This is a genomic window from Xanthomonas campestris pv. phormiicola, from assembly GCA_025666215.1.
GTDB lineage: Bacteria > Pseudomonadota > Gammaproteobacteria > Xanthomonadales > Xanthomonadaceae > Xanthomonas_A > Xanthomonas_A campestris_A.
Genome location: CP102593.1, coordinates 2,184,952 through 2,206,189 on the forward strand (window position 1 = coordinate 2,184,952; position 21,238 = coordinate 2,206,189).

The window sequence follows — 21,238 nt, forward strand, 5'->3', positions numbered from 1 at the left end:
CGTAACCTGGTGAAGTCTGATGTTCGGTAAAAAACCAGTTGAGAGCGAAAGCGTCAACAAAGCGGTTGCAAAGGCTGTCAACTACGAAATCAGCATCGCTGATCTGGCCCGGCGCAGCGAGCGCCGTGCGTGGTGGGTCGCGTTCGGCGCGATCATCATGTGCCTGCTGCTGGGCGGCGGCTATTACTACATGCTGCCGTTGAAGGAGAAGGTGCCGTACATCGTGATGGCCGACGCGTATACGGGAACCTCGACGGTCTCGGTCCTGAAAAATCCCGGCGATGTCCGCAGCATTACCGCGAGCGAAGCCCTGGCCCGAAGCAACGTGGCCCGTTTCATCACCGCCCGCGAGTCCTACGACTACGAGATGATGAGTCTCAACGATTGGAGCACGGTGTTCTCGATGGCGCCGTCAGACACTGCGGTAGGCGCCGAGTACCAGGCCTTGCATGCGCCGACCAATCCTTCGGCACCTTACTTCGTCTATGGCAAGATCCGCTCCATCCGGGTGAATATCCTGAGCATCAGCCTGCTGGGCGGCGGTGCCAAGCCTTATGACGGCGCGAATGTCCGCTTCCAGCGCAGCATCTACGATAAGAAAACTGGGCAGACTACGCTGCTGGACAACAAGTTCGCGATCATGGGCTTCCGCTATAACGGCGACCTTGTCATGAAGGACGATCTCCGCGTACAGAATCCACTGGGTTTCCAGGTCACCGATTACCGCGTCGACAACGACTATGCGGCGATTCCTGCGCCACCGCCTGGCGCGATCCAGCAGATGCCAGCTGCCGCGACCGTCCAGCAAGCGGCGCCCGGGCAGGTGCCCGCGCAGCAAGTGCCGGGCCAACCGATTGTGCCAGGCCAGCCGATGACGCAGCCGGCGGCGCCCGGGACCAATGGGGCAATGCCCATGCAGCAGGCACCTGCGGCTGCGCCTGTCTATCCAGGGACGCAGCCCGCTACCGCGCCACCGCTGCCCAACGCTGCACCTCAGAACAATGGCAATGGAGCGAACGTTCGATGAGTTTCATGACGAAAACCGGATCGGCGTGTGCCGCGACGCTGGCATTGGCCTTGTTCGCGCCGCTTGCCTCGGCGCAGGTGGTTCAGCAGTACGAGTACGAACCCGACAAGATCTATCAGGTGCGGACCGGCCTTGGAATTACGACGCAGGTCGAGCTGAGCCCGAACGAAAAGATTCTCGACTATAGCACTGGTTTTACCAGTGGCTGGGAATTGAGCCGGCGCGAAAACGTCTTCTACCTGAAGCCGAAGAACGTCGACGTCGACACCAACATGATGATTCGGACGGCCACCCATTCCTATATCCTGGAATTGAAAGTGGTCGCCACCGATTGGCAGCGGCTGGAGCAGGCGAAGCAGGCCGGCGTGCAATACAAGGTGACCTTTACCTATCCCAAGGACACCAGCTTCGCGGCGGCCAGCGAGGAGGTGAAGGACGAGTCCCAGCTCGATACCCGTCTTTCCAAGGATCGCCATTATTATTTTGACTATGACTATTCGACGCGCTCGAAGCAGACATGGATGGTGCCAAGCAGCGTCTACGACGATGGCAAGTTCACCTATATCAAGATGGATCTGACACGCTTTCCGACGGGTAATTTCCCGGCCGTGTTCGGTCGCGAGAAGGAAAATGACGAGGACTTCCTGGTCAATACCACGGTCGAGGGCAATACGCTGATCGTGCATGGGACCTATCCTTTCCTGGTTGTCCGCCACGGCAAGAATGTTGTCGGCTTGCGTAGGAATAAGCAAAAGTGAACTCGAACATACCTCCGTCTGAAGAAAATAACGGCCGCGATCAGGGGCAGTCGCGATCTGCGCAAGCAGGCGACGCGGGCACGGAAAATCCCTATTTCGCTCGCCAGCGCCAAGCTGCCGAGCCTGATCTCGATGCCAACGAGCCGGTGCTGCGCTCCAGCGACGTTCAAAAGCTCAACAGGAAGGCGCTTCTCTTCCTGGCCGGCATTGCGTTGCTGCTGATCCTGGCGATCTTCTGGCTGGTAAGCAGTAGCGGACCCAGCGAGCCGCCGCCGAAGCCGAAGCAGGAGGCGGTCGTCGCGCCTGCGTTGCCGCAGACGGCTGCGCCGTTGCCGACACAGCCAGCCGAACCGGTGGCGCTTGAGCAGCAGCCGAGCCTGCCGCCCTTGCCGCCGATGCCGACCGACAATGAGATGCAGGCGGCACCAGAGCGTCAGGACCGTGGCCCGTCGCTGCTTGAGCGGCGCATGGCGGGAATGCAGGAGCCTGCCGGCGGAGGGCAGCAGGGGTTGGGTGGCATGTTGGCGGGCCAGCAGCAGGGCGCGCCACAGGAGCAGGAGACCTCCGCTAAGCCCATCGCAAATCCAGATGGCCTGCTGGTGCGCGGCACCTACATTCGCTGCGTCCTCGAAACGCGGATCATCACTGATTTCCCGGGTTTCACCTCCTGCATCATCACCGAGCCGGTCTACTCCATCAACGGCAGGCGCTTGCTGTTGCCGAAGGGCTCGAAGATCCTCGGTCAGTACGGTTCGTTGGAACCGACCGGCCCGCGGATGCAGGTCGTCTGGGACCGTATCACCACGCCGACCGGCATCGACGTGACGCTAATGGGGCCAGGTATCGACAACCTTGGCAGCGCTGGTCACCCTGGTCAGTACAGCGCGCATTGGGCGAGCCGGATTTCCTCGGCATTGATGATCAGCATGCTCAGCGATGCATTCAAATGGGCCGCGGCCAAGAACGGTCCCTCTACGACCACGGTGGGCATCAACTCGGGCGTTGTGACCGAGCAGCCGTTCGAGAGCAACACGGCGCAAGCCATCCAGCGCTTGTCGGAGCAGGCGCTGGAGCGCCGCCGCCCTGCCACCGTGACCATCAATCAAGGCACCATAGTCAATGTCTATGTGGCGAAAGACGTCGATTTCACCGCCGTGTTGCCCCATTGACCGCGTAGAGACAGCATCGTGACCCTCGACGACTCTCCCACCGCGCAGATTTCCACGGACTTCCTGGATTACCAGTACTCGGTGCTGGGTATCCTGGATTACCTGAATTCGCCGGAAGTGACGGAAATCTGCATCAACCGTCCCGGCGAGTTGTATCTGGAGACGCTGCGCGGCTGGCAGAAGATGGAAATCCCGTCGTTGACGTTCGATCGAGCCCGCCAGTTCTGCACTGCCGTGGTCAACGAAAGCAATACCGGCCAGCGCATCACCGATACCGATCCTGTGGTGTCGCTGACCTTCCCGACCGGGCAGCGCGCGCAGTTCGTGATTCCGCCCGCCTGCGACGCCGGCAAGGTGTCGATCACGATCCGTTTGCCGTCCAAGCACACCAAGACGCTGGAGCAGTACAAGGAGGACGGATTCTTCGAGGAGATCCTGGAGCAGAAAGCGGGCGTCAGCGATCAGGATCGCGAGTTGCTCGAGCTCCGGCGCGAACGGAACTACGCCGAGTTCTTCAAGAAGGCCGTACTGTTCAAGAAGAACGTCGTCGTTGCCGGCGCCACCGGTAGCGGCAAGACCACGTTCATGAAGTCGTTGGTGAACCATATTCCCAACGAGGAACGTTTGGTCACGATCGAGGATGCCAGGGAGCTCTTCATCAGCCAACCCAATTCCGTGCATTTGCTCTATTCGAAAGGCGGACAAAGCACGAGTAACGTGACGGCAAAGAGCTGCATGGAGGCTTGCCTGCGCATGAAGCCCGATCGCATCATCCTGGCCGAGCTGCGCGGCGACGAATCGTTCTACTTCATCCGTAACTGCGCCTCTGGTCATCCCGGCTCCATCACCAGCTGCCACGCTGGCAGCATCGGCCAGACCTGGGATCAGTTGGCGTTGATGGTGAAGGCTTCGTCCGAAGGTTCGGGTCTTGAGTTCTCTGTCATCAAGCGTCTGCTGATGATGACCATCGACATCGTGGTGCATATCAAGTCGCATGCCGGCCGTCGCTATATCACCGGCATCGATTTCGATCCGGAGCGCACGCTCCATGGGGGGCAATGAATATGTTCATTAAGGTGAGTTTCCATACCTCGTCGTATTGACTTTGATTTTTCCTTCGAACACGATTGTTTGCGTCATCTGCGACTTGCCAGCCATTCGCCGGCATGGTCGATGGACACAGGAGTAAGCGCGGCATGTTGCCAGGCATGGAACTATTGAGTTGTCCCGAAATGGCGGTTCCTGCCGAAGTGATGCAGCACGTCGTGCGCGTCGAGTCGTCGCACAATCCTTTTGCGATCGGTGTGGTCGGCGGTCGCCTGGTGCGGCAGCCGCAGAACATCTCCGAGGCCGTTGCCACCGCGCGCATGCTCGAAGAGAAGGGCTACAACTTCTCGCTTGGCCTGGGCCAGGTCAACCGCTACAACCTGGTGAAGTACGGGCTCGATTCCTACGAGAAGGCCTTCAAGACCTGCCCGAACCTGCAGGCGGCCTCCAGGATCCTGGCCGAGTGCTACAGCCGCTCCGGCGGCAACTGGGGCAAGTCGTTCAGTTGCTACTACTCCGGCAACTTCGAGACCGGGTACCGGCACGGTTACGTGCAGAAGGTCTACGCGTCGATCAATCAGGGCAGGGCGCTCGCCGTCTCCACCGCTGGCGCGATCCCGGTGATCCCGGCGGGGGGCACGCGCCGCGTGGTCACCGACTCGGTGAAGGCTGCAGCGGTGCGCGAAGTCGATTCGATCGTGTCGCGGCGCATCGACGCGGCGGCCGATCAACTCGCCAGCGGGCTCGCCGCGCAGAGCCAGCCATCGATGCCCCCCCAGGCTGCCGTCGCGGCGCCGGCGCAGCAGACGGCTGGCGCAATGGCGGTCGCGTCGGCACCGGTGACAGCTGCAGATCCCGATCTCTATGTAATACGACCTACAGGCGCCGGCAAAGGAGTGGCGGTTCCTGCAGGTGGCGGAGCGCCCCCAGCTTCGCACGTTGCCGCACACCCGCCTCGGGCCGTGGCGGGAGCGGCCGTTCCTGGCACAAATACGCCGCCGCCGACGTCAGGCGACGGGGCCTTCGTATTCTAGCCAGATGCAGTAGCGCGGCCATGCAAATGGCTTTTTGATCACCCCCCTGTTTTCCAGTGAAGGAGATACTTACTATGTTCAAGAACAATCAGTTGAAGTCGAACGCCAAGGTCATCGGTACGGCGGCTTTGCAGGCGGCGGTATTCACCGTGGCCTTGCTGGCGTCCAGCTTTGCGATGGCGCAGGAATATGCCGGCGCCGACACCAAGGTTTGTAACTTCCTTGGCAAGACCAACAACATCCTGAACATGGCGTCGGTGGTGGTAGTGACGATTGCGGTCGTCTTCGCCGGCTACCAGATCGCGTTCGCGCACAAGCGCGTTTCCGAAGTGGCGCCTGTGCTGCTGGGTGGCGTGCTGATCGGCGCGGCTGGTCAGTTGGCCAAGATGCTGATCGGCGATACCGGTCAGACGGAGTGCAAGGCCACCGCAGCGATTCAGATGATCCAGCACGTCCTGCACTATGCATAAGAACGTGCTTTTCCGCGGTTGCACCCGGCCCGCGATGTTTTTCGGGGTGCCTTACATCCCGTTCTTCATCGGCGCGGGCGGCGGCTTCCTGATGGGTATCTATTCCAATATGTGGCTGCTGCTGCTCATTCCGGTGATCGTCTTCGTCATGCAGCAGATGACCAAGCGCGACGAGATGATATTCAGGATGCTTGGGTTGCGATGGATGCTCAGGATGCGCGTGCGCAACCTGCAGCGCTACTCCGGCATGTGGGTATTTTCTCCCAATGAGTACAGGAGAAATGTTCCAGGCACCAAGCCGTAACCCGACTTGGCAGTGTGCCTCGACCCCATGCACGAACGGTTTCGTGCATGGGGTTGTTCGGTTTCCGCACCACGGCCATCGGTGTGTGCGTACACCTGCAATTGTTCGACTGTTCCCGCCTCAGCCGAGTCGGGCCTTAGCAAGACGAAATGCATTCAGAGTCATCCCGCCATGTTCATTCCAGATACGTCGATCAGCGAGTTCATCTCCATCTCCACGCATGTAGCGCCTTCGGTGCTCAAGACGACGGGGGGAGACTTCATGTTGACCTGGCATCTGGGGGGACTGCCGTTCGTCGGTCGCGAGGAGTGGGAGATCGAACACCGCCACAACACGTTCAACCGCATGCTGCAGACACTGCGCGCGCCGGACTTCGCCAACCTGGCCTTCTGGGTGCACGACATTCGCCGCCGCCGCCGCATCAAGTCCACCGGCAAGTTCCGCCAGGCTTTCAACCAGGCGCTGTCGGACGAGTACTACGGCACGCTTTCGTCGCAGAAGATCATGCAGAACGAGTTGTATCTGACCATGATCTATCGCCCCGTAGTGACGGGAAAGCGGCTGATGGACAAGTCGTCCAATATCCCCCAGCTGCAAAACGAGCAGGACCAGGCGATCACCAAGCTCATGGAGTTGGCCGGCAACGTCGAGGCCGTGTTGAAGGACTATTCGCCCTACCGGCTGAGCATGTACGAAGCCAGCAATGGCATCGTGTTCTCCGAGGCGCTCGAATTCTTCGGCTTCCTCATCAACCGCATCGACGAGCCGGTACCTGTGCTGCAGGCGCCGGTCCCCGCATACCTGCCGGTCAGCAAGCACATGTTCGCCAACAAGACCGGCGACTACGTGATCAAGACGCCCGAAGGCGTCAATCACTTCGGCGCCATCCTGAACATCAAGGAATACACCGACGGAACCTATCCCGGCATCCTGAATGGTCTGAAGTATCTAGATTTCGAGTATGTAGTGACCCATTCCTTCAGCCCGATGGGGCGCCACGATGCGCTGAAAGTGCTGGACCGGACCAAGGGCATGATGATCTCGTCGGGCGACAAGGCCGTGAGCCAGATCCACGAACTGGACCTGGCGATGGATCAGCTGTCGTCCGGCAACTTCGTGTTGGGCGAATACCACTTCACCATCGCCGTCTACGCCGACACCCAGGAGAAGCTATCGCAACAGATCGCGACCACCCGCGCGGAGCTGTCCAATGCCGGGTTCGTCTCCACCAAGGAAGACCTGGCCATCGCGTCGTCCTTCTATGCGCAGCTTCCGGGCAACTGGAAGTACCGCACGCGCCTGGCCAACGTCAGTTCGCTGAATTTCCTTGGCCTGTCCCCGTTGCACAACTTCGCCCAGGGCAAGCGCGACAACAATCCCTGGGGCGAGTGCGTCACCACGCTGCAGACGACCAACGGCCAGCCTTACTATTTCAATTTCCATGCCACGCATCCGGCGGAGAATTCGCTGGGCGAAAAGGCCATCGCCAACACCATGGTGATCGGCAAGTCCGGTACCGGTAAGACCGCGTTGATCAATTTCCTGCTCAGCCAGGTGCAGAAATTCGATCCGATCCCGACCATCTTCTTTTTCGACAAGGATCGTGGCGCGGAGATCTTCGTGCGCGCCTGCGGCGGCAACTATCTGGCCCTGGAAAACGGCCGCCCTACCGGTTTCAATCCGTTCCAGTGCGAGCGCAGCGAGGCCAACGTGCAGTTCCTGGCCGACCTGATCAAGGTCCTGGCCGGCAAGCTCGAGTACACCTCGCGCGAGGAAGAGGACATCTTCCGCGGCGTCGAAGGCATGCTGGATACGCCGATGCACTTGCGCAGCATGACCAACTTCCGCAAGAGCCTGCCCAACATGGGCGACGACGGCCTGTATGCGCGCATGCGCAAGTGGACCGCGGGCAACTCGCACGGCTGGGTGTTCGACAATCCAGTCGACACCATCGACCTGGAAAAGGCCAGCATCATCGGCTTCGACTACACCGACGTCATCGACAACCCGGAAGTGCGGGTGCCGGTCATCAACTATCTGCTGCACCGGCTCGAGGCCTTGATCGACGGACGCCCGCTGATCTACGTGATGGACGAGTTCTGGAAGATCCTGGACGGCAAGGGCGGCCTCAAGGAATTCGCCAAGAACAAGCAGAAGACCATCCGTAAGCAGAACGGCCTCGGCATCTTCGCCACGCAGAGTCCGGAAGACGCGCTGGCCAGCGATATCTCGGCGGCGTTGGTCGAGCAGACCGCCACCATGATCCTGTTGCCCAACCCCAACGCGAGCAAGGAAGACTACATGGAAGGTCTCAAGCTCACGGAAGCCGAGTATCAGGTGGTGGTCAACCTCGACGAGCGCTCGCGCTGCTTCCTGGTCAAGCAGGGCCACGGCTCGTCGGTGTGCCAGCTCAATCTGCGCGGCATGGACGATGCGCTGGCCGTCATCTCGGCGTCCACCGACAACATCGAAATCATGCATCAGGTGCTCGAGCGAAAAGCAAAGGAGCATGGCGTGGCGCCCGATGATCTGACGCCCGAGCAGTGGCTGAGCGAGTTTTATGCCAAGCGCAAGGGTTCCGGAAAATCGGCATCCGCGAAATCGTCGTCTTCCGATAATCGGGGCGCTGCGGCAGTTGCCTGACTGCGCGCGCATCGGTCGTGAATGGCTGTGTATTTCTACAAGTTCAGTGTTGAGTTATTTATGGACAGGGCTATGAAATCTTTCAATCGGTTCCGCATCATCGTTGCCGTAGTCGCGCTGGGCGCGCTGGCGCCCGTTACTGCGCTTGCGCAGTGGGAGGTGATCGACAATAAGCAGATCGAAGAAAATGAAAAGAATACGGACAAGCTGAAGGACAAGCTTGACGAAATCCGCAAGGCGAACCTCGTTGGCGCTAAAGACAAAGACAACGCGAGCGGCGAAGAAGTCGAAAAGCCGAAGGAAAAGCTTGTGAAGAGGGAGGACAACGAAGGCGTTTCCACCTGTGCGAGCACGACATCGGGCACGTCTGTATCAACCGAGCAGCAGAAGACCTGCGAACTTATCCAGCGCACGCGCAACTCGCAGTACAACTACATGGTGGCGATGTACGACATCACGGCTAAGCGACTGGAGCGCCTGCGCGCGATCGAGAAGGAGCGCCAGAACATCAAGCCTGAAGAGATCGGCAAACTCGAAGACAATACCAACAAGCTGATCGCCCTGAAGACATTGATGGACATCGACCGCCAGCAGACCGAGTCAGCCATGTTCGCCTACGAAAAGCGCCTGGCGTTCCTGAGCGAGATTCAGTCGGCAGGCGCCCGGGCAGCGATGACCGGCCAGACACCGCCGTCGGCGGAGGGTACGGGGGGAGGTGGTTTGTTTCCTGGTTGGACCGGTCTGGGAGATATCGCGAGCAAGGTGATCGGCGGCACCGTTATGGCGGGAGCGTTGCAAACAGCCAAGTCGTCCAAGCCCGATGGGTTCGAGCGACTGGGTATTGACGATTAGTTCGCATTGTGCCGGTCCCGTTTGAAGCGGATCGGTTCGCAGGAATAACGCTCAGCGACGAGCGTGCCGGGTTATGGAGCAGTCATGAATCTGTTAGATAATTTTGGCAACTATGCGTTTTTCACGCTCATCAATAACTTCCTGCGCGACGAGATCGACTATTTCCAATGGTCGCTGCTGATCCGCATGTCGTGGTGGGTGACGGTGACGGCGATGAGCGCGCTGACGCTGTGGGTGTTGTTCAAGGGGTACAAAGTTGCAACCGGCCAGTCGCGGGAATCGGCGATGGAACTGGTGGTGACCGCGCTGCGTTCGTCGCTGATTGTCGGTGTGGCCATGGGCATGGTGTCTGCGGCCAAACCGGACGGAGACAAAAATAGCCTCTATTGGAAAGCGACGGATGGTTTGAGCGGGGCCATCGTCAAGACGGTGACTGGGAGCTCGGACAGCCCCTATGCTGAGATCGACAAGAACCTGGCGCTGATGCAGGTCGGGATGACGATCATCGACCAGATCAATACCGCCGGCGACGCGGAGCGCGATAAGGAGAAGGATCGTGCGCGCATGTTCACGGGGATTGGCATTGCCGGCCCAGGCGTGGTGGGGGGATCGCTGCTGTTGCTGAACAAGCTGGCGATCGCGCTGTTCATCGGTTTTGGGCCGTTGTTCATCCTGTGTCTGCTATTCGATGTCACGAAGTCGCTGTTCCAGAAGTGGCTGCTGTACGGGATCGGGACGATGTTCTCGTTGTCGGTGTTGAGTTTCACGGTAGGCCTGGCGACTAAAGTGACGACCGCCGTGGCGGCGGGTTTCATTGCGAAGTGGGCGGCAACGAACGGCACAGGAGAGGGTGTGAGCGCGATGGCATTGCAGCAGGGAGGGGTCGGGTTGGTGTTGAGCACACTGATTCTCACCGCGCCGCCTATGGCAGCGGCATTCTTCCAAGGCACGCTGGGGCAATTCAATGCGTATTCGCAGCTTGGCCAGGTAGGTAAGGATCCAGCAACGGGGCAGCCTTATACGCCGCAGGCGCCGGGTAGAGTAGGACAAACTACTACAGATCATGCAGCTACCCAGGTAGTGAGTAACTATGGAAGTACAAATAGAGGAGCAGATGGTCAGAACCAAGTTGCTCTACCTGGAAGCCGTGGTGTGCATGGAAATAATGGTTAATTTTTATGAATAAAAATATATATTACATTTTTATTGCTATTGCGGCGTGTTTTTTTTCCTTTGGCGTGAGTGGGCAAACCAGATGCGCGGTTGGGACTCAGACTGGAAGCGCGCAGTGTCTGCCAGACGATGAAGGATCCGCGCCTCCGCGCCCTACAGGAGAGTGGATTAAAACTTGGGGGGCTTTAGTTAGTTCTAATCAAGGGCATGGAGCATGGACATCTAAGGGGAAATTTACCAAGGATGAAGCGGTGCAGGACGCTGTTGATAGATGTCGTGCCACAGGTGTGTCTGATTGTAATGTTGATTCAACTTATTTTAATCAATGTGTGGCTGTTGCGGGCTCATCAAGTAAAATTGGAATTTCTATTGGTAAGGCAAAGGATGAGCCTACTGCCGGGAAAGCCGCAATCGCGGATTGCCAGAAAAGGGGGGGGGCGCAATGTGCCGTTGAATTTTCTGACTGTACAGATCCTTTCTTTAAAAGATATTGAGCGGCGAAATAGCTGGTGCTGATTTTAATTGTTGATCGTTCTTAAGTCCTTGGATGTGGTGAATGCATGCTGCGTAATATTCTTCTGATGTTTTTATTTTTTTCCTCATCTGCATGCACTTCTCGCGTTGAATCATCAGTTGTTGATTCAAAAGAGAAGGTTTCTGTTGCCGTAGATGAGTCAGGAAAGGTCTCCAAAGAAAAAAAAGATTCGACCTCCGTTTCTGATGGCTTTAAAAAAGGCATGTCTTACGGAGATTTAAGAAGGCTTGCCCTGACTAATGGCTGGGTTCCTAAAGCCCATCTTTCGTGCAAGCAGGGGGTGGTCGGCGCTGCTTTTGAGAAAGTTTGCTCATCCAACCCCAAGCGCTGTGAAGCTTGCGAATTGGCCCCTGAGTTGAGTGAATGCAGTGGGGATGGATATTGCCTTATGGAGTTTACTGACGCTGATGGTGGCAAATTGCTGGCAGTTGCGACTTATGGCGAAATTGAAGATGTACTAGTGACAGGGAAGGACTCGCGGCTTCAAGTTACTTCATGGGAAGTTAAGTCTGTAAAATAGCGATTGGTGTTAATTCATAAGGAGGCTTTATGAGCAGTCCGTTAGCTGATCTAATCCAGCGTGGCGAGTCTGGGCGTACAGGATATGACGCTTACAATCGTGGTACTTATCTCGGCGATGATGGGCGCGAACGCGTCCGTGGAAGTGATGGTCCTATAGATTTCTCTGCAATGACAGTTGGTCAGGTGATGGATGCTCAGGCACTGCCAAGAGGTGATGAGCAACGATTATTTGCGGTGGGTAGATACCAGGTGATACCCGGCACAATGAAAGATGCTGTGGATTTGCTGGGTATCGAAAGTTCCAAGGCGATGACGCCCGACGTACAAGATCAAATTTTCTCCGACTATCTTATGTCGCAGAAACGGCCTGCCATAAGGGAATACATAACTGGCCAAACTGGTGCAACACTTCATGATGCTCAAAAGGCGTTATCACAGGAGTGGGCAAGTATCGCTGACCCTGATACAGGGAAAAGCTATTACCACAAAGCTGGTGGGGCGAATCATTCCTCCATCACTAATGCGGAGACAGCGCAGGCGCTAAATGCGATGCGTGAGTCTTATTTTAAAGGAATCGAGAGCGGTCTGTCGCCGAGCGATGCTTGGCGACAGATCAACTCCCAGCCCTCGCAACAATTGTCGGCACCATCGCATTCCCCGCGTGCCGAGCCGATGGCCGATGGCAAACTTGAAAAAGGCGAGCACGGCGAAGCCGTCAAGCAGATGCAGGGCCAGCTAGCGCAATTGGGCCTCACTGGCCGTGATGGCAAACCTCTGCATCCAGATGGCGACTTCGGTCCGAACACCCGCTACGCCGTGGAACAGTTCCAGCGCGAGCATGGCCTGGGAGTGGATGGCGTGGTCGGCCGCAATACCCGCGCCGCGCTGGATCAGGCAGTGGCGCAGCATGCGCCGACGCAGCAAGCCGCAACGCCTCATTCGGCTGCCGCCGCGCCATTACTGTCCGACCCCAGCCATCCGCAGCATGCCTTGTACTCGGGTTCGGTACGCGAACTGGAAAAGCTTGGCGAGCGCGGCGGTTTCGCCAATCGCCAGGCCTTGGAGCAGGCGGCCGGGCAGATGGCGTTCGAGGCCAAGGTCAGCGGTCTTGATCGGATCGATCATGTCCTGCCGAGCAAAGACGGTCGTGGCTTGATCGCTGTCCAGGGTGAACTGAACGATCCGGCGATGCATCGCGTGTACGTCGATCGCGAGCAGGCGCAGGTGCAGCCGATGCAGGAGAGCACGCGGCAGATGGCTGAGGAAGTGCAAAGGCAGTCGCAGACGCAGCAGGGCGAAGCGAGAGCGCCAGCGGCGATGACGCGTTAGGTGCTCTGCGCTATAAGCGGATCAACGGCGCCTTGAGCGCCATTGGTTCTCCAGGTGCGCAGACGCGGTTGCAGCTGATCTTGATCCACGACCACCGATTCGTATAGTCCTGTTCTTCCTGCTGTTCGCTATTGATCCGCATGTCGTGGTGGGTGACGGTGACGGCGATGAGCGCGCTGACGCTGTGGGTGTTGTTCAAGGGTTACCAGGTGGCCACCGGCCAGTCGCGACAATCGGCGATGGAATTGGTGGTGACGTCGCTGCGTGCGTCGCTGATTGTCGGTGTGGCGATGGGCATGGTGTCTGCGGCCAGGCCGGGGGCGACAGAGGGCGACGGTTTGATGAGCGGCCTGTATTGGCGGCTGACCAACGGGCTGAGCAGCGCGATCGTCAAGACCGTGACTGGCGGCTCGGATGGTACTTACGCGGGACCGATAAGAACCTGTTCATGTGCGGATTGCGATGACGAACACCGTCTAGGTCCACGCGCCTGGCAAGGCGCGTGAGCGACGCTGCAGGTGGTGGCGATCCCACAGTTGCCCGCTTGTAATCTCCCAAGGCATGGGCCGTTTGCGCTGAATACGTATGCAAGCGCCTGTTCGATTCGCGCATCGACGTTACCCTAAAGCAGCTTTCCGCGTGCCCATGACGCACGCGATCTCTGCCCGAAGGGGGGCGTTGCATGACTCAGGCTCCATGGTGGCGCGGTGCCGTCATCTATCAGATCTATCCGCGTAGTTTTCTCGATGCGAACGGCGATGGCATCGGCGATCTACCCGGTATCGTGCAGAAGCTGGACTACATCGCGGCGCTTGGCGTGGACGCGATCTGGATCTCGCCGTTCTTCAAGTCGCCGATGGCCGATTTCGGCTACGACATCGCCGACTATCGCGAGGTCGATCCGCTGTTCGGCACGATGGACGACTTCGATCGCTTGCTGGCCAAGGCGCATGCGCTGGGCTTGAAGGTGATGATCGATCAGGTGCTCAGCCACACGTCGGTGGAGCATGCGTGGTTCAAGGAAAGCCGGCGGAGCCGCGACAACCCCAAGGCCGATTGGTACGTGTGGGCGGATGCGCGAGAGGACGGGACGCCGCCGAACAACTGGATGTCGATCTTCGGCGGCGTCGCCTGGCAGTGGGAGCCGCGTCGCGGCCAGTACTATCTGCATAACTTCTTGTCGTCGCAGCCGGATCTGAACTTCCACAATCCCGAGGTGCAGCAGGCGACGCTGGACAATGTCGCGTTCTGGCTCGCGCGCGGGGTGGATGGGTTCCGCCTGGATGCGATCAATTTCTGCTTCCACGATCCCTTGCTGCGGGACAATCCGCCAAAACCCCTTGAGAAGCGGGTGGGGCGTGGCTTCAGTCCCGACAATCCGTATGCGTTCCAGTACCACTACTACAACAATACGCAGGCGGAGAACCTGCCGTTCCTGCGGAAGCTGCGCAGTCTGCTCGATCGCTATCCCGGGACGGTGAGCCTGGGCGAGATCTCGTCGGAGGACTCGCTCGCCACCACCGCCGAGTACACGCGGGCCGGGCATCTGCACATGGGCTACAGCTTCGAGTTGCTGACCGACGATTTCAGTGCGGCGTACATCCGCGAGACGGTGTCGCGCCTGGAAGTGGTGATGACCGAAGGCTGGCCGTGCTGGGCGATTTCCAACCACGATGTGCAGCGTGCGGTGACGCGTTGGGGCGGTGGGGCGGAAACGCCGGCGTTCGCGCCCCTGCTGACCGCGATGCTGTGTTCGCTGCGCGGTTCGGTCTGCATCTACCAAGGCGAGGAATTGGGGCTTGGTGAGGCCGAGGTGCCGTTCGAGGCCTTGCAGGATCCGTATGGCATCGCATTCTGGCCGAGCTTCAAGGGCCGCGACGGATGCCGTACGCCGATGCCGTGGGATGGCGGCGAACAGGCCGGTTTCAGCAGCGCGACGCCTTGGTTGCCGGTGGCGCCGGCGCATCGCGCGCAGTCGGTGGCGGCGCAGCTGGCCGATCCGCATTCGGTCCTGATTGCGTTTCAGCAGTTCCAGGCCTGGCGCAAGCAGCATGTCGCGTTGCGCGAAGGCGATATCGTGTTCGTCGAGACCGCGGAGCCGGTGTTGATGTTCCAGCGCCGGCATGCGCAGCAGACGCTGCTGCTGGCGTTCAATCTCTCTGCGCAGGCCGTGGAAGTTTCGCTACCCGAAGGGAACTGGCAGGCGCTGGAGGTGCCGGGCATCGACGCCGGGCAGGCCGACGAGGGCGGATTGCGTCTGCAACTGCCAGGTCACGCAATGATGTGCCTGGCCGGCGCTTAGTCCCATGCCTTTCAACGTCTTTGATGCCCCGGTTTTGTAACCGTCTGATTTCCTGCTGATCGTGTTGGAGGATGCAACAGGGCGTAGCGAATTGCGCCGGCGCGCCGCAGCTGTGACCAGTTGATTTTTATTGGGTCTGGCCAAAGACATTGAAAGGCATGGCGCTTAGCCCTGCCGTTGGCAGTGCCCCCACCCCTGGGGGCGGCAGGCAATGCAGTCCTGATCTTCAGACATAAGCAGGCCTCAACGCGGTATCCGCAGGCCATGCTTTGATGACCTTGATCGTGTTGTTGATGTCCTCGACCGAGTTGGTGTCCAGCAGCCAATGGCAGTGGGCCAGGATGTCCAGCAGGTACGGCTCCGGTCGGCCGACGAAGCCTTCAGCGGTTCCAGCTCGCTGCGCAATGCGCGGTGCTTCCAGCTTTCTTCTCCAGAACTATCGTACCCAAGCCTCGCAGCCAATACCGCCAGGTCGGCACGCTCTACCCGCCCAGCCACCTGGCTGAAGCCACATGGTCCCTGTCGGCCGGCTGGACGACGACAACTCCTACCGTCGGTCGCATGCTCTTCCTTCAGTGGCGGAGAAGAACAAAAAAGCCCGCCGGCATCACGCCGACGGGCTTGCTGCAGGCACGCAGGGGTGGCCTAGAACTTGTAGTTCACGCCGAGCACGTATGTGCGGCCCCACTCGATGTATTCCAGCGGGCGATCCTTGGTCTCGGCATAGGTGCGGTACGGCGAGTTGCTCAGGTTGCTCGCCTGCAGCAGCAGGCTCAGGCCTTTCAGGCTGCTGAGGTCGCCGAAGGTGTAGCTGATCTGCGCGTCGGTGATGTTCTCGCCGACCACGTAGCGCAGGGTGCGGTTGCCGTTGAAGTTGCCGATCTCGCCGATGAAGTCCGAGCGCCGGCGCTGGCTGACGCGTGCTTCGAAACCGTTGCGCTCGTAGTAGGCGGTGAGGTTGTAGACGCGCTTGGACAGGCCCGGCAGGCTGATCTCGCCGTCGCCCACGCTGGATGCGCTTTCCGGGTCGCGGATCTTGACGTCGCTGTCGTTGAAGGTGGCGCTGGCCTGGATGCCGAAGCCTTCCAACGGGGCGAACAGCATGTCCAGTGGCAGCGAGGCGGTCAGTTCCAGGCCGCGAAGGGTGCCGCCCTTGCCGTTGAACGGGGCGCTGAAGGTGCCGGTGGTCTGCACCGGCGCCGAGCCCGGCGGCGGCACGTAGCCGGCGACCAGGGCGGAGAAGTCGTAGTCGTCGCGGGTCTGGGTGTAGATGTAGCTCTTCAGGTCCTTGTAGAAGAACGCGGCCGCGACATAGGCCTTGGCGCCGAAGTACTTCTCGTAGGAGATGTCCAGGGCGTTGGCGCGCCACGGATCGAGCGTCGGGTTGCCGCCGCTGGCGCCGGGCTTGCCGGTGGCGTTGTCCACGCCGAATTCCAGCGAGGCGCGCAACTGGTCCACGCGCGGCCGCGCGACCTGCTTGGCCAGCGCCAAGCGCAGGGTCTGCTCGTGCGGGAACTGGAAGGCCAGATTCAAGCTCGGCAGCCAGTCGTTGTAGGTCTTGCCTTCATCGATCGGCCGCACTTCGCTGCCGGCCGGTTGCGAGGCATCCCAGTAGTTCGCCTGCGACGACTGGTCGGCGTGCTGCAGCTGCACGCCGACGTTGCCGCGCACGCCCACCGCGCCCCATTCGGTGTCGAGGTTGGCGCGCATCCAGGCGGTGGTGATCTTCTCCTGCACGGTCCAGGCCTTGGAGACCAGGTAGGATGCGTCCTCGCTGGGATCGAACACCATGTAGCGCGAGACCGCCCCCGGCACGTTCCAGGCGGGGATGTAGCCGATGCCGGCGAAGTCCAGGTTCACCGGCGCGTACTGCAGGTCGGAGGCGATGGTGGTGTCGCCTTGCGCGCCCAGGGTGATGTTGCCTTCGGGCTGGTGCTTTTCCTTTTCGCGGTTGGCGTAGTTCACGCCCACGTCCAGATCGGAGAACCAGCGCAGCGTTTCGGGCATCGGGAAGCTGGCCTGCAGGCGCGCGCCCTTCAGCACGTCTTCCACGCGCGGCGCCTTGCCGTAGCCGGAGCCGTAGATGGTATTGGTGATGTACAGCGCATCCGGGTTGGAATAGTCCAGTTCGGGCGAGATCTGCGAGAAGCCGTTGTTGCGATAGGCCAGGCCGACCGTGTCCAGCTGCGGCATCGGCGTCAACTGCAGGTTGTTCTCGAGGTTGAGCTCCTTGCGCGTGGCCTTGGAGTAGTTCACGTCGGCGATGATCCGCACTGCGCCGGCGTTGATCTCGTTGTTCCAGCCGAACGCGTCGATCTTGTCCTCGCGCTTGTTGTACATGCCGCGCACCAGCGGATACACGCCGCTGGCGGTACCGCCGGTGAAGGTGCCGTTGCCGTTGACCTGGGTGCCGGCGATGGCCAGACCCGGGGTGTAGCCGCCGTTGTAGTTGCTGAGGTTGAGCTCGAACTGGTTGGCGGTGTCGATCTGCTCGGCCTCGGTGTGGAAGGCGTCGAGGGTGCTGGTCCAGGCGTTGGAGGGGCGGTACTGCAGGGTCGCCATCACGCCGTCGCGCTTGGCGTCGCCGGTGCGGCGCAGCGCCTTGATGCCGTCGGAGAAATAGGTGCCGGCAGCCACGCCCGGACGTGCGCCGCTGTCGGTGTTCTGCGTGCTCCACGGTTCGTACAGGCCGACCTGGTTCTCCTGGATCGGCGTGTCGGTATGCGCGTAGCCGATCGCCAGGCCGATGGTACGGTCGGCGAACTGGTCGATGTAGCTGGCGCTGAAGCGATTGCCGTAAGGATCGGTATCGGCGGCCTTGCCCAGCGAATTGCGCTGGTAGCGCCCGCCGATCGCGATCACCCGCTCGCCGAAGCTGAGCGGGCGCGCGGTCTGCATGTCCACGGTGCCCGATAGTCCCTGGCCGACCAGGCCGGCATCGGGCGTCTTGTAGACGGTGACACCGCTGACCAGCTCGGACGGGTACTGGTCGAACTCGACGCTGCGGTTGTCGCCGGTGCTGACCACCTCGCGGCCGTTCAACAGGGTGGTGGAGAAATCCGGCGACAGGCCGCGCACGCTGATCACCTGGGCACGCCCGGCCACGCGCTGTGCGGCCAGGCCGGGCAGGCGCGCGAGCGATTCGGCGATGCTGACGTCGGGCAGCTTGCCGATGTCCTCGGCCGAGATCGCTTCGACGATGGAGGTGGCATCCTTCTTGATCGCGATCGCGCTCTCGATGCCGCGGCGGATGCCGGTCACTTCGACCTTGTCCAGATCGGTGACCTGACCATCACTGGCTACGGTGGCGGACGGCGTCTCGGACTGTGCGGCGGCCAGCATCGGCGTCATGGCGATGGCCAACGCCAGCGTCAGCGCATTGCGCTTGTGGTTCAACATTTTCCCCTCCCAGGCAATGTTGTCGTGCAAATTTTCTGATCCGGAAAACAGGCCGGATGTAGGGATCGCGCCGCCGATGCTTCGGTGACGCGACTGCGACGTATGGTAGACACGGCAATCCGCTGCGAACGCGGCCTGCATACGTATTCACTGGGTTTCATCGCATTGGAATCGATTCCACGGTGGCGATGTCGCATGCGAGCAGTGCGGGAGCGCCGGTATGCAGCGCGAGCGCTGCACTGCATGCAGATGTGGTGTGGTGGCGATGCTGGACGTCCGCACGCAGCGAATACGCGGTGCCATTGCCTTGAAGCCTGTCGCAGCTGACGGCCCGGGGCCACCCGGAGCCGCTCCCACGAGTTGCCCCATCGAGCGACAGCGCACCCGATCGAAAATACGCTAGCGACGCGTTGCCGAAGCGCCGCCGGCGCCAGCCGCAGCCTCCACCGGCGTGAAACGGATCGCCTGGCCGCCGCCCGGCGCCAGCTTCAGTTGCAGAGAATCGGTGCTGCCGACCTCGCGCTGCTCGCGGACGAAATCGAACGGATTGTGCCGGTAGTCGGCGGCGTCGCCATCGCGGTAGATTTCGGCGCGGTAGCGCACGCCCGGCTCCAGGAACGACAGCGACACCGGCAGCACCCGGCCGTGTTCGTCGGTGATGCTGCCCAGGTACCAGTCGCGGCTATGGCGGTCCTTGCGCACCACCGTCACGTAGTCGCCGACTTCGCCGTCGAGGACGCGGCTGTCGTCCCAGTCCACCGCCACGTCCTCGATGAAGCGGAACGCGTCGCGATGCTGCAGGTAGTGCTCGGGCAGGTCGGCGGCCATCTGGATCGGGCTGTAGATCGCCACATACAGCGCCAGCTGCCGCGCCAGCGTGCTCGGGATCGGCTGGCCGTCGCGGCCTTTCAGGCTGAGGATGCCGGGCGTGTAGTCCATCGGCCCGGCCAGCATGCGGGTGAAGACCAGGTTGACCTCGTGTTCGGGCGGGTTCGGCGGCCGGCCCCAGGCGTTGTATTCCATGCCGCGCGCGCCTTCGCGCGACAGCCAGTTGGGATAGGTGCGGCGCAGGCCGGTGTCCTTGATCGGCTCGTGCGCGTTGACCGACACGTGCCGCGCCGCGGCTTCGCGCACCACCTTCAGGTGATGCTGCGCCATGAACTGGCCGTCGTGCCATTCGCGCCACAGCGGCCCTCCGGCCGGATTGCGCCGGTCCACCTGGCCGTCGTCGCAGACGTAGCCGGTCTTGAAGGTGTCCACGCCCAGGCGTGCGTACAGGTCCAGGGCGGCATCGAGCTGGTCTTCGTAGTGCTGCACCGCGCAGCCGGTCTCGTGATGGCCGATCAGGTGCACGCCGCGCTTGGCGGCGTAGGCGCTGAGCGCTTCGAGGTCGAAATCCGGGGTGGGCCGGGTGAAGTCGAAGCCGCCGCCGTTGCCGAACCATTCGCCGTTCCAGCCGGGATTCCAGCCTTCCACCAGCACGCCACGAAAGCCGTGCGCGGCGGCGAAATCGATGTAGCGGCGGGTGTTGGCGGTGGTCGCGCCGTGCTTCGGCCCGGTCGCCCAGGTTTCCTGGTTCAAATGCATCGACCACCACACGCCCACGTACTTGGCCGGATGCACCCAGCTCACGTCGCCCAGCGCATTGGGTTCGTTGAGGTTGAGGATCAGATTGGAATCGACCAGGCCGCCGGCGTGGTCGGCGATCTGCACGGTGCGCCACGGCGTGTCGAACGGCAGGCTGCGTCTGACTTTCCAGCCTTGCGCCGACGGCGACAGCTGCGCGTGCAGGCGCTGGTCGTCGCCCCGGCGCAGCCACATTCCGGCGTAGTCGACCAGGGCGGCCTCGTGCAGGGCGATGTGCAGTCCGTCGCGGCTGCGCATCGTGATCGGCGTATGCGCCAGCGCGACCTGGTTCAGCGGCGTCTGCCGGTACAGGTATTCGTAGTGGATCGGCTCCCCGGCCGGGATCCACCAGGCGGTGGCTTCCGGCGCGATGGCGAACTCGGTCAGTTCCTCGTCGATGATCGCTTCGCGCATGCCGGGTTGCTGCGGGAAGCTGTAGCGGAAGCCCAGGCCGTCGTCGTAGACCCGGAACAGCATCGCGAAGCGGCGCCGCTGGCCGCCGCGCTCGCCCAGCTCCACGCGCAGTTCGTTGTAGTGGTTGCGCACGTAGCGGCGTTCGCCCCATGGTTGTTCCCAGGTCTCGTCCACACTGCGCGTGGCCTGCGCCAGCACCGCCAGATCGCGGTCCAGGCGTCCGTCGCGCAACTGGAAGCCCAGTCTGGATTCGCCGATCACGGTGTCGCCCAGGCGCTGCACGCGGTAGCTCGGTTTGCCGTCGTCCAGTTGCAGCACGACCTGCAGCACCTTGCCCGGCGAGTCCACGCTGGCCACGGTCTTGGGTTCCGCGCGCAGCAGTGGTGCGATGCACAGCAGCGCGGCGGCGAGCAGCAGCGACCGGCGTGGCGCCTTGCGCGCGCGTGAGATGGCGTGAAGCTGCGGCATATCCCCTCCCAAGGCGGCCGTTGCAGGTGCGGCGACTATAGCGAGGCGCCGCTGCGGCCAAGGCGATGAATACGTATGCAGATGCGCGCGGGGCGCTGCGGCGCGTCTACCATGTCCGCAGCGCTTCTCGAAGAGGCCGCGAACGCGGTGCCGGCATGCCGGTGCG

General features: G+C 61.1%; 17 protein-coding genes. 15 read left to right on the forward strand and 2 right to left on the reverse strand.

Translation table 11 applies throughout. The annotated features are described in order from the left end of the window. Positions 1-19 precede the first annotated feature (19 nt). The 15 genes from NRY95_09130 (at position 20) to NRY95_09200 (ending at position 15,165) form a co-directional block, all read left to right on the forward strand. Positions 20-1,027 carry a VirB8/TrbF family protein gene (locus tag NRY95_09130; protein UYC18094.1) on the forward strand — a complete coding sequence of 336 codons (1,008 nt, stop codon included), beginning with the start codon at positions 20-22 and terminating at the stop codon, positions 1,025-1,027. Further along, entirely contained in the window at positions 1,024-1,785 is a 762-nt protein-coding gene (locus NRY95_09135) for a TrbG/VirB9 family P-type conjugative transfer protein (protein ID UYC18095.1), read from the forward strand. The genes NRY95_09130 and NRY95_09135 overlap by 4 nt, the downstream gene beginning before the upstream one ends. Next, positions 1,782-2,954, forward strand: a complete 1,173-nt coding sequence (locus NRY95_09140) for a hypothetical protein (protein ID UYC18096.1) — start codon at positions 1,782-1,784, stop codon at positions 2,952-2,954. Before NRY95_09135 ends, NRY95_09140 begins: the two co-directional genes overlap by 4 nt. 18 nt (positions 2,955-2,972) lie before the next feature. Next, positions 2,973-4,016 carry a P-type DNA transfer ATPase VirB11 gene (virB11, locus tag NRY95_09145; protein UYC18097.1) on the forward strand — a complete coding sequence of 348 codons (1,044 nt, stop codon included), beginning with the start codon at positions 2,973-2,975 and terminating at the stop codon, positions 4,014-4,016. Positions 4,017-4,162: 146 nt separating this feature from the next. Next, entirely contained in the window at positions 4,163-5,035 is an 873-nt protein-coding gene (locus tag NRY95_09150) for a transglycosylase SLT domain-containing protein (GenBank protein ID UYC18544.1), read from the forward strand. 74 nt (positions 5,036-5,109) lie between these two features. Continuing rightward, on the forward strand, positions 5,110-5,505 hold the full coding sequence (locus NRY95_09155; GenBank protein ID UYC18098.1) for a TrbC/VirB2 family protein: 396 nt from the start codon (positions 5,110-5,112) through the stop codon (positions 5,503-5,505). Then, the gene (locus NRY95_09160) at positions 5,498-5,809 is read left to right on the forward strand and encodes a VirB3 family type IV secretion system protein (protein UYC18099.1); all 312 of its coding nucleotides are present in this window, start codon (positions 5,498-5,500) and stop codon (positions 5,807-5,809) included. Before NRY95_09155 ends, NRY95_09160 begins: the two co-directional genes overlap by 8 nt. A 171-nt stretch (positions 5,810-5,980) precedes the next feature. Continuing rightward, positions 5,981-8,452, forward strand: coding sequence for a VirB4 family type IV secretion/conjugal transfer ATPase (locus NRY95_09165; protein ID UYC18545.1), 2,472 nt, complete (start codon positions 5,981-5,983; stop codon positions 8,450-8,452). 72 nt (positions 8,453-8,524) lie between these two features. Next, complete coding sequence (locus tag NRY95_09170) at positions 8,525-9,304, forward strand: hypothetical protein (protein UYC18100.1); 780 nt, start codon at positions 8,525-8,527, stop codon at positions 9,302-9,304. 84 nt (positions 9,305-9,388) lie between these two features. Further along, entirely contained in the window at positions 9,389-10,477 is a 1,089-nt protein-coding gene (locus NRY95_09175; GenBank protein UYC18101.1) for a type IV secretion system protein, read from the forward strand. A 5-nt stretch (positions 10,478-10,482) separates the two neighbouring features. Continuing rightward, positions 10,483-10,971, forward strand: coding sequence for a DUF4189 domain-containing protein (locus tag NRY95_09180; protein ID UYC18102.1), 489 nt, complete (start codon positions 10,483-10,485; stop codon positions 10,969-10,971). Positions 10,972-11,037: 66 nt separating this feature from the next. Then, the gene (locus NRY95_09185; GenBank protein ID UYC18103.1) at positions 11,038-11,532 is read left to right on the forward strand and encodes a hypothetical protein; all 495 of its coding nucleotides are present in this window, start codon (positions 11,038-11,040) and stop codon (positions 11,530-11,532) included. Between the two features lie 29 nt (positions 11,533-11,561). Beyond that, on the forward strand, positions 11,562-12,863 hold the full coding sequence (locus tag NRY95_09190; GenBank protein UYC18104.1) for a peptidoglycan-binding protein: 1,302 nt from the start codon (positions 11,562-11,564) through the stop codon (positions 12,861-12,863). Between the two features lie 167 nt (positions 12,864-13,030). Further along, entirely contained in the window at positions 13,031-13,369 is a 339-nt protein-coding gene (locus tag NRY95_09195; protein UYC18105.1) for a type IV secretion system protein, read from the forward strand. 176 nt (positions 13,370-13,545) lie between these two features. Continuing rightward, on the forward strand, positions 13,546-15,165 hold the full coding sequence (locus NRY95_09200) for an alpha-glucosidase family protein (protein UYC18106.1): 1,620 nt from the start codon (positions 13,546-13,548) through the stop codon (positions 15,163-15,165). 645 nt (positions 15,166-15,810) lie between these two features. Here NRY95_09200 and NRY95_09205 read toward each other — a convergent pair. Together NRY95_09205 and NRY95_09210 are read right to left on the reverse strand one after the other, a co-directional pair. After that, positions 15,811-18,564 (reverse strand): TonB-dependent receptor, encoded by a 2,754-nt coding sequence (locus NRY95_09205; GenBank protein ID UYC18107.1) that lies wholly within the window; start codon positions 18,562-18,564, stop codon positions 15,811-15,813. Positions 18,565-18,963: 399 nt separating this feature from the next. Further along, positions 18,964-21,072, reverse strand: coding sequence for a glycoside hydrolase family 97 protein (locus NRY95_09210; protein UYC18108.1), 2,109 nt, complete (start codon positions 21,070-21,072; stop codon positions 18,964-18,966). Positions 21,073-21,238: the final 166 nt, after the last annotated feature.

Coding starts and splice junctions, on each gene's coding strand:
- NRY95_09190 (UYC18104.1), top strand. CDS start 11,562: ATGAGCAGTCCGTTAGCTGATCTAATCCAGCGTGGCGAGTCTGGGCGT.
- NRY95_09185 (UYC18103.1), top strand. CDS start 11,038: ATGCTGCGTAATATTCTTCTGATGTTTTTATTTTTTTCCTCATCTGCA.
- NRY95_09170 (UYC18100.1), top strand. CDS start 8,525: ATGAAATCTTTCAATCGGTTCCGCATCATCGTTGCCGTAGTCGCGCTG.
- NRY95_09200 (UYC18106.1), top strand. CDS start 13,546: ATGACTCAGGCTCCATGGTGGCGCGGTGCCGTCATCTATCAGATCTAT.
- NRY95_09205 (UYC18107.1), bottom strand. CDS start 18,564: ATGTTGAACCACAAGCGCAATGCGCTGACGCTGGCGTTGGCCATCGCC.
- NRY95_09150 (UYC18544.1), top strand. CDS start 4,163: ATGGAACTATTGAGTTGTCCCGAAATGGCGGTTCCTGCCGAAGTGATG.
- NRY95_09175 (UYC18101.1), top strand. CDS start 9,389: ATGAATCTGTTAGATAATTTTGGCAACTATGCGTTTTTCACGCTCATC.
- NRY95_09195 (UYC18105.1), top strand. CDS start 13,031: ATGAGCGCGCTGACGCTGTGGGTGTTGTTCAAGGGTTACCAGGTGGCC.
- NRY95_09155 (UYC18098.1), top strand. CDS start 5,110: ATGTTCAAGAACAATCAGTTGAAGTCGAACGCCAAGGTCATCGGTACG.
- NRY95_09135 (UYC18095.1), top strand. CDS start 1,024: ATGAGTTTCATGACGAAAACCGGATCGGCGTGTGCCGCGACGCTGGCA.
- NRY95_09210 (UYC18108.1), bottom strand. CDS start 21,072: ATGCCGCAGCTTCACGCCATCTCACGCGCGCGCAAGGCGCCACGCCGG.
- NRY95_09180 (UYC18102.1), top strand. CDS start 10,483: ATGAATAAAAATATATATTACATTTTTATTGCTATTGCGGCGTGTTTT.
- NRY95_09165 (UYC18545.1), top strand. CDS start 5,981: ATGTTCATTCCAGATACGTCGATCAGCGAGTTCATCTCCATCTCCACG.
- NRY95_09130 (UYC18094.1), top strand. CDS start 20: ATGTTCGGTAAAAAACCAGTTGAGAGCGAAAGCGTCAACAAAGCGGTT.
- NRY95_09160 (UYC18099.1), top strand. CDS start 5,498: ATGCATAAGAACGTGCTTTTCCGCGGTTGCACCCGGCCCGCGATGTTT.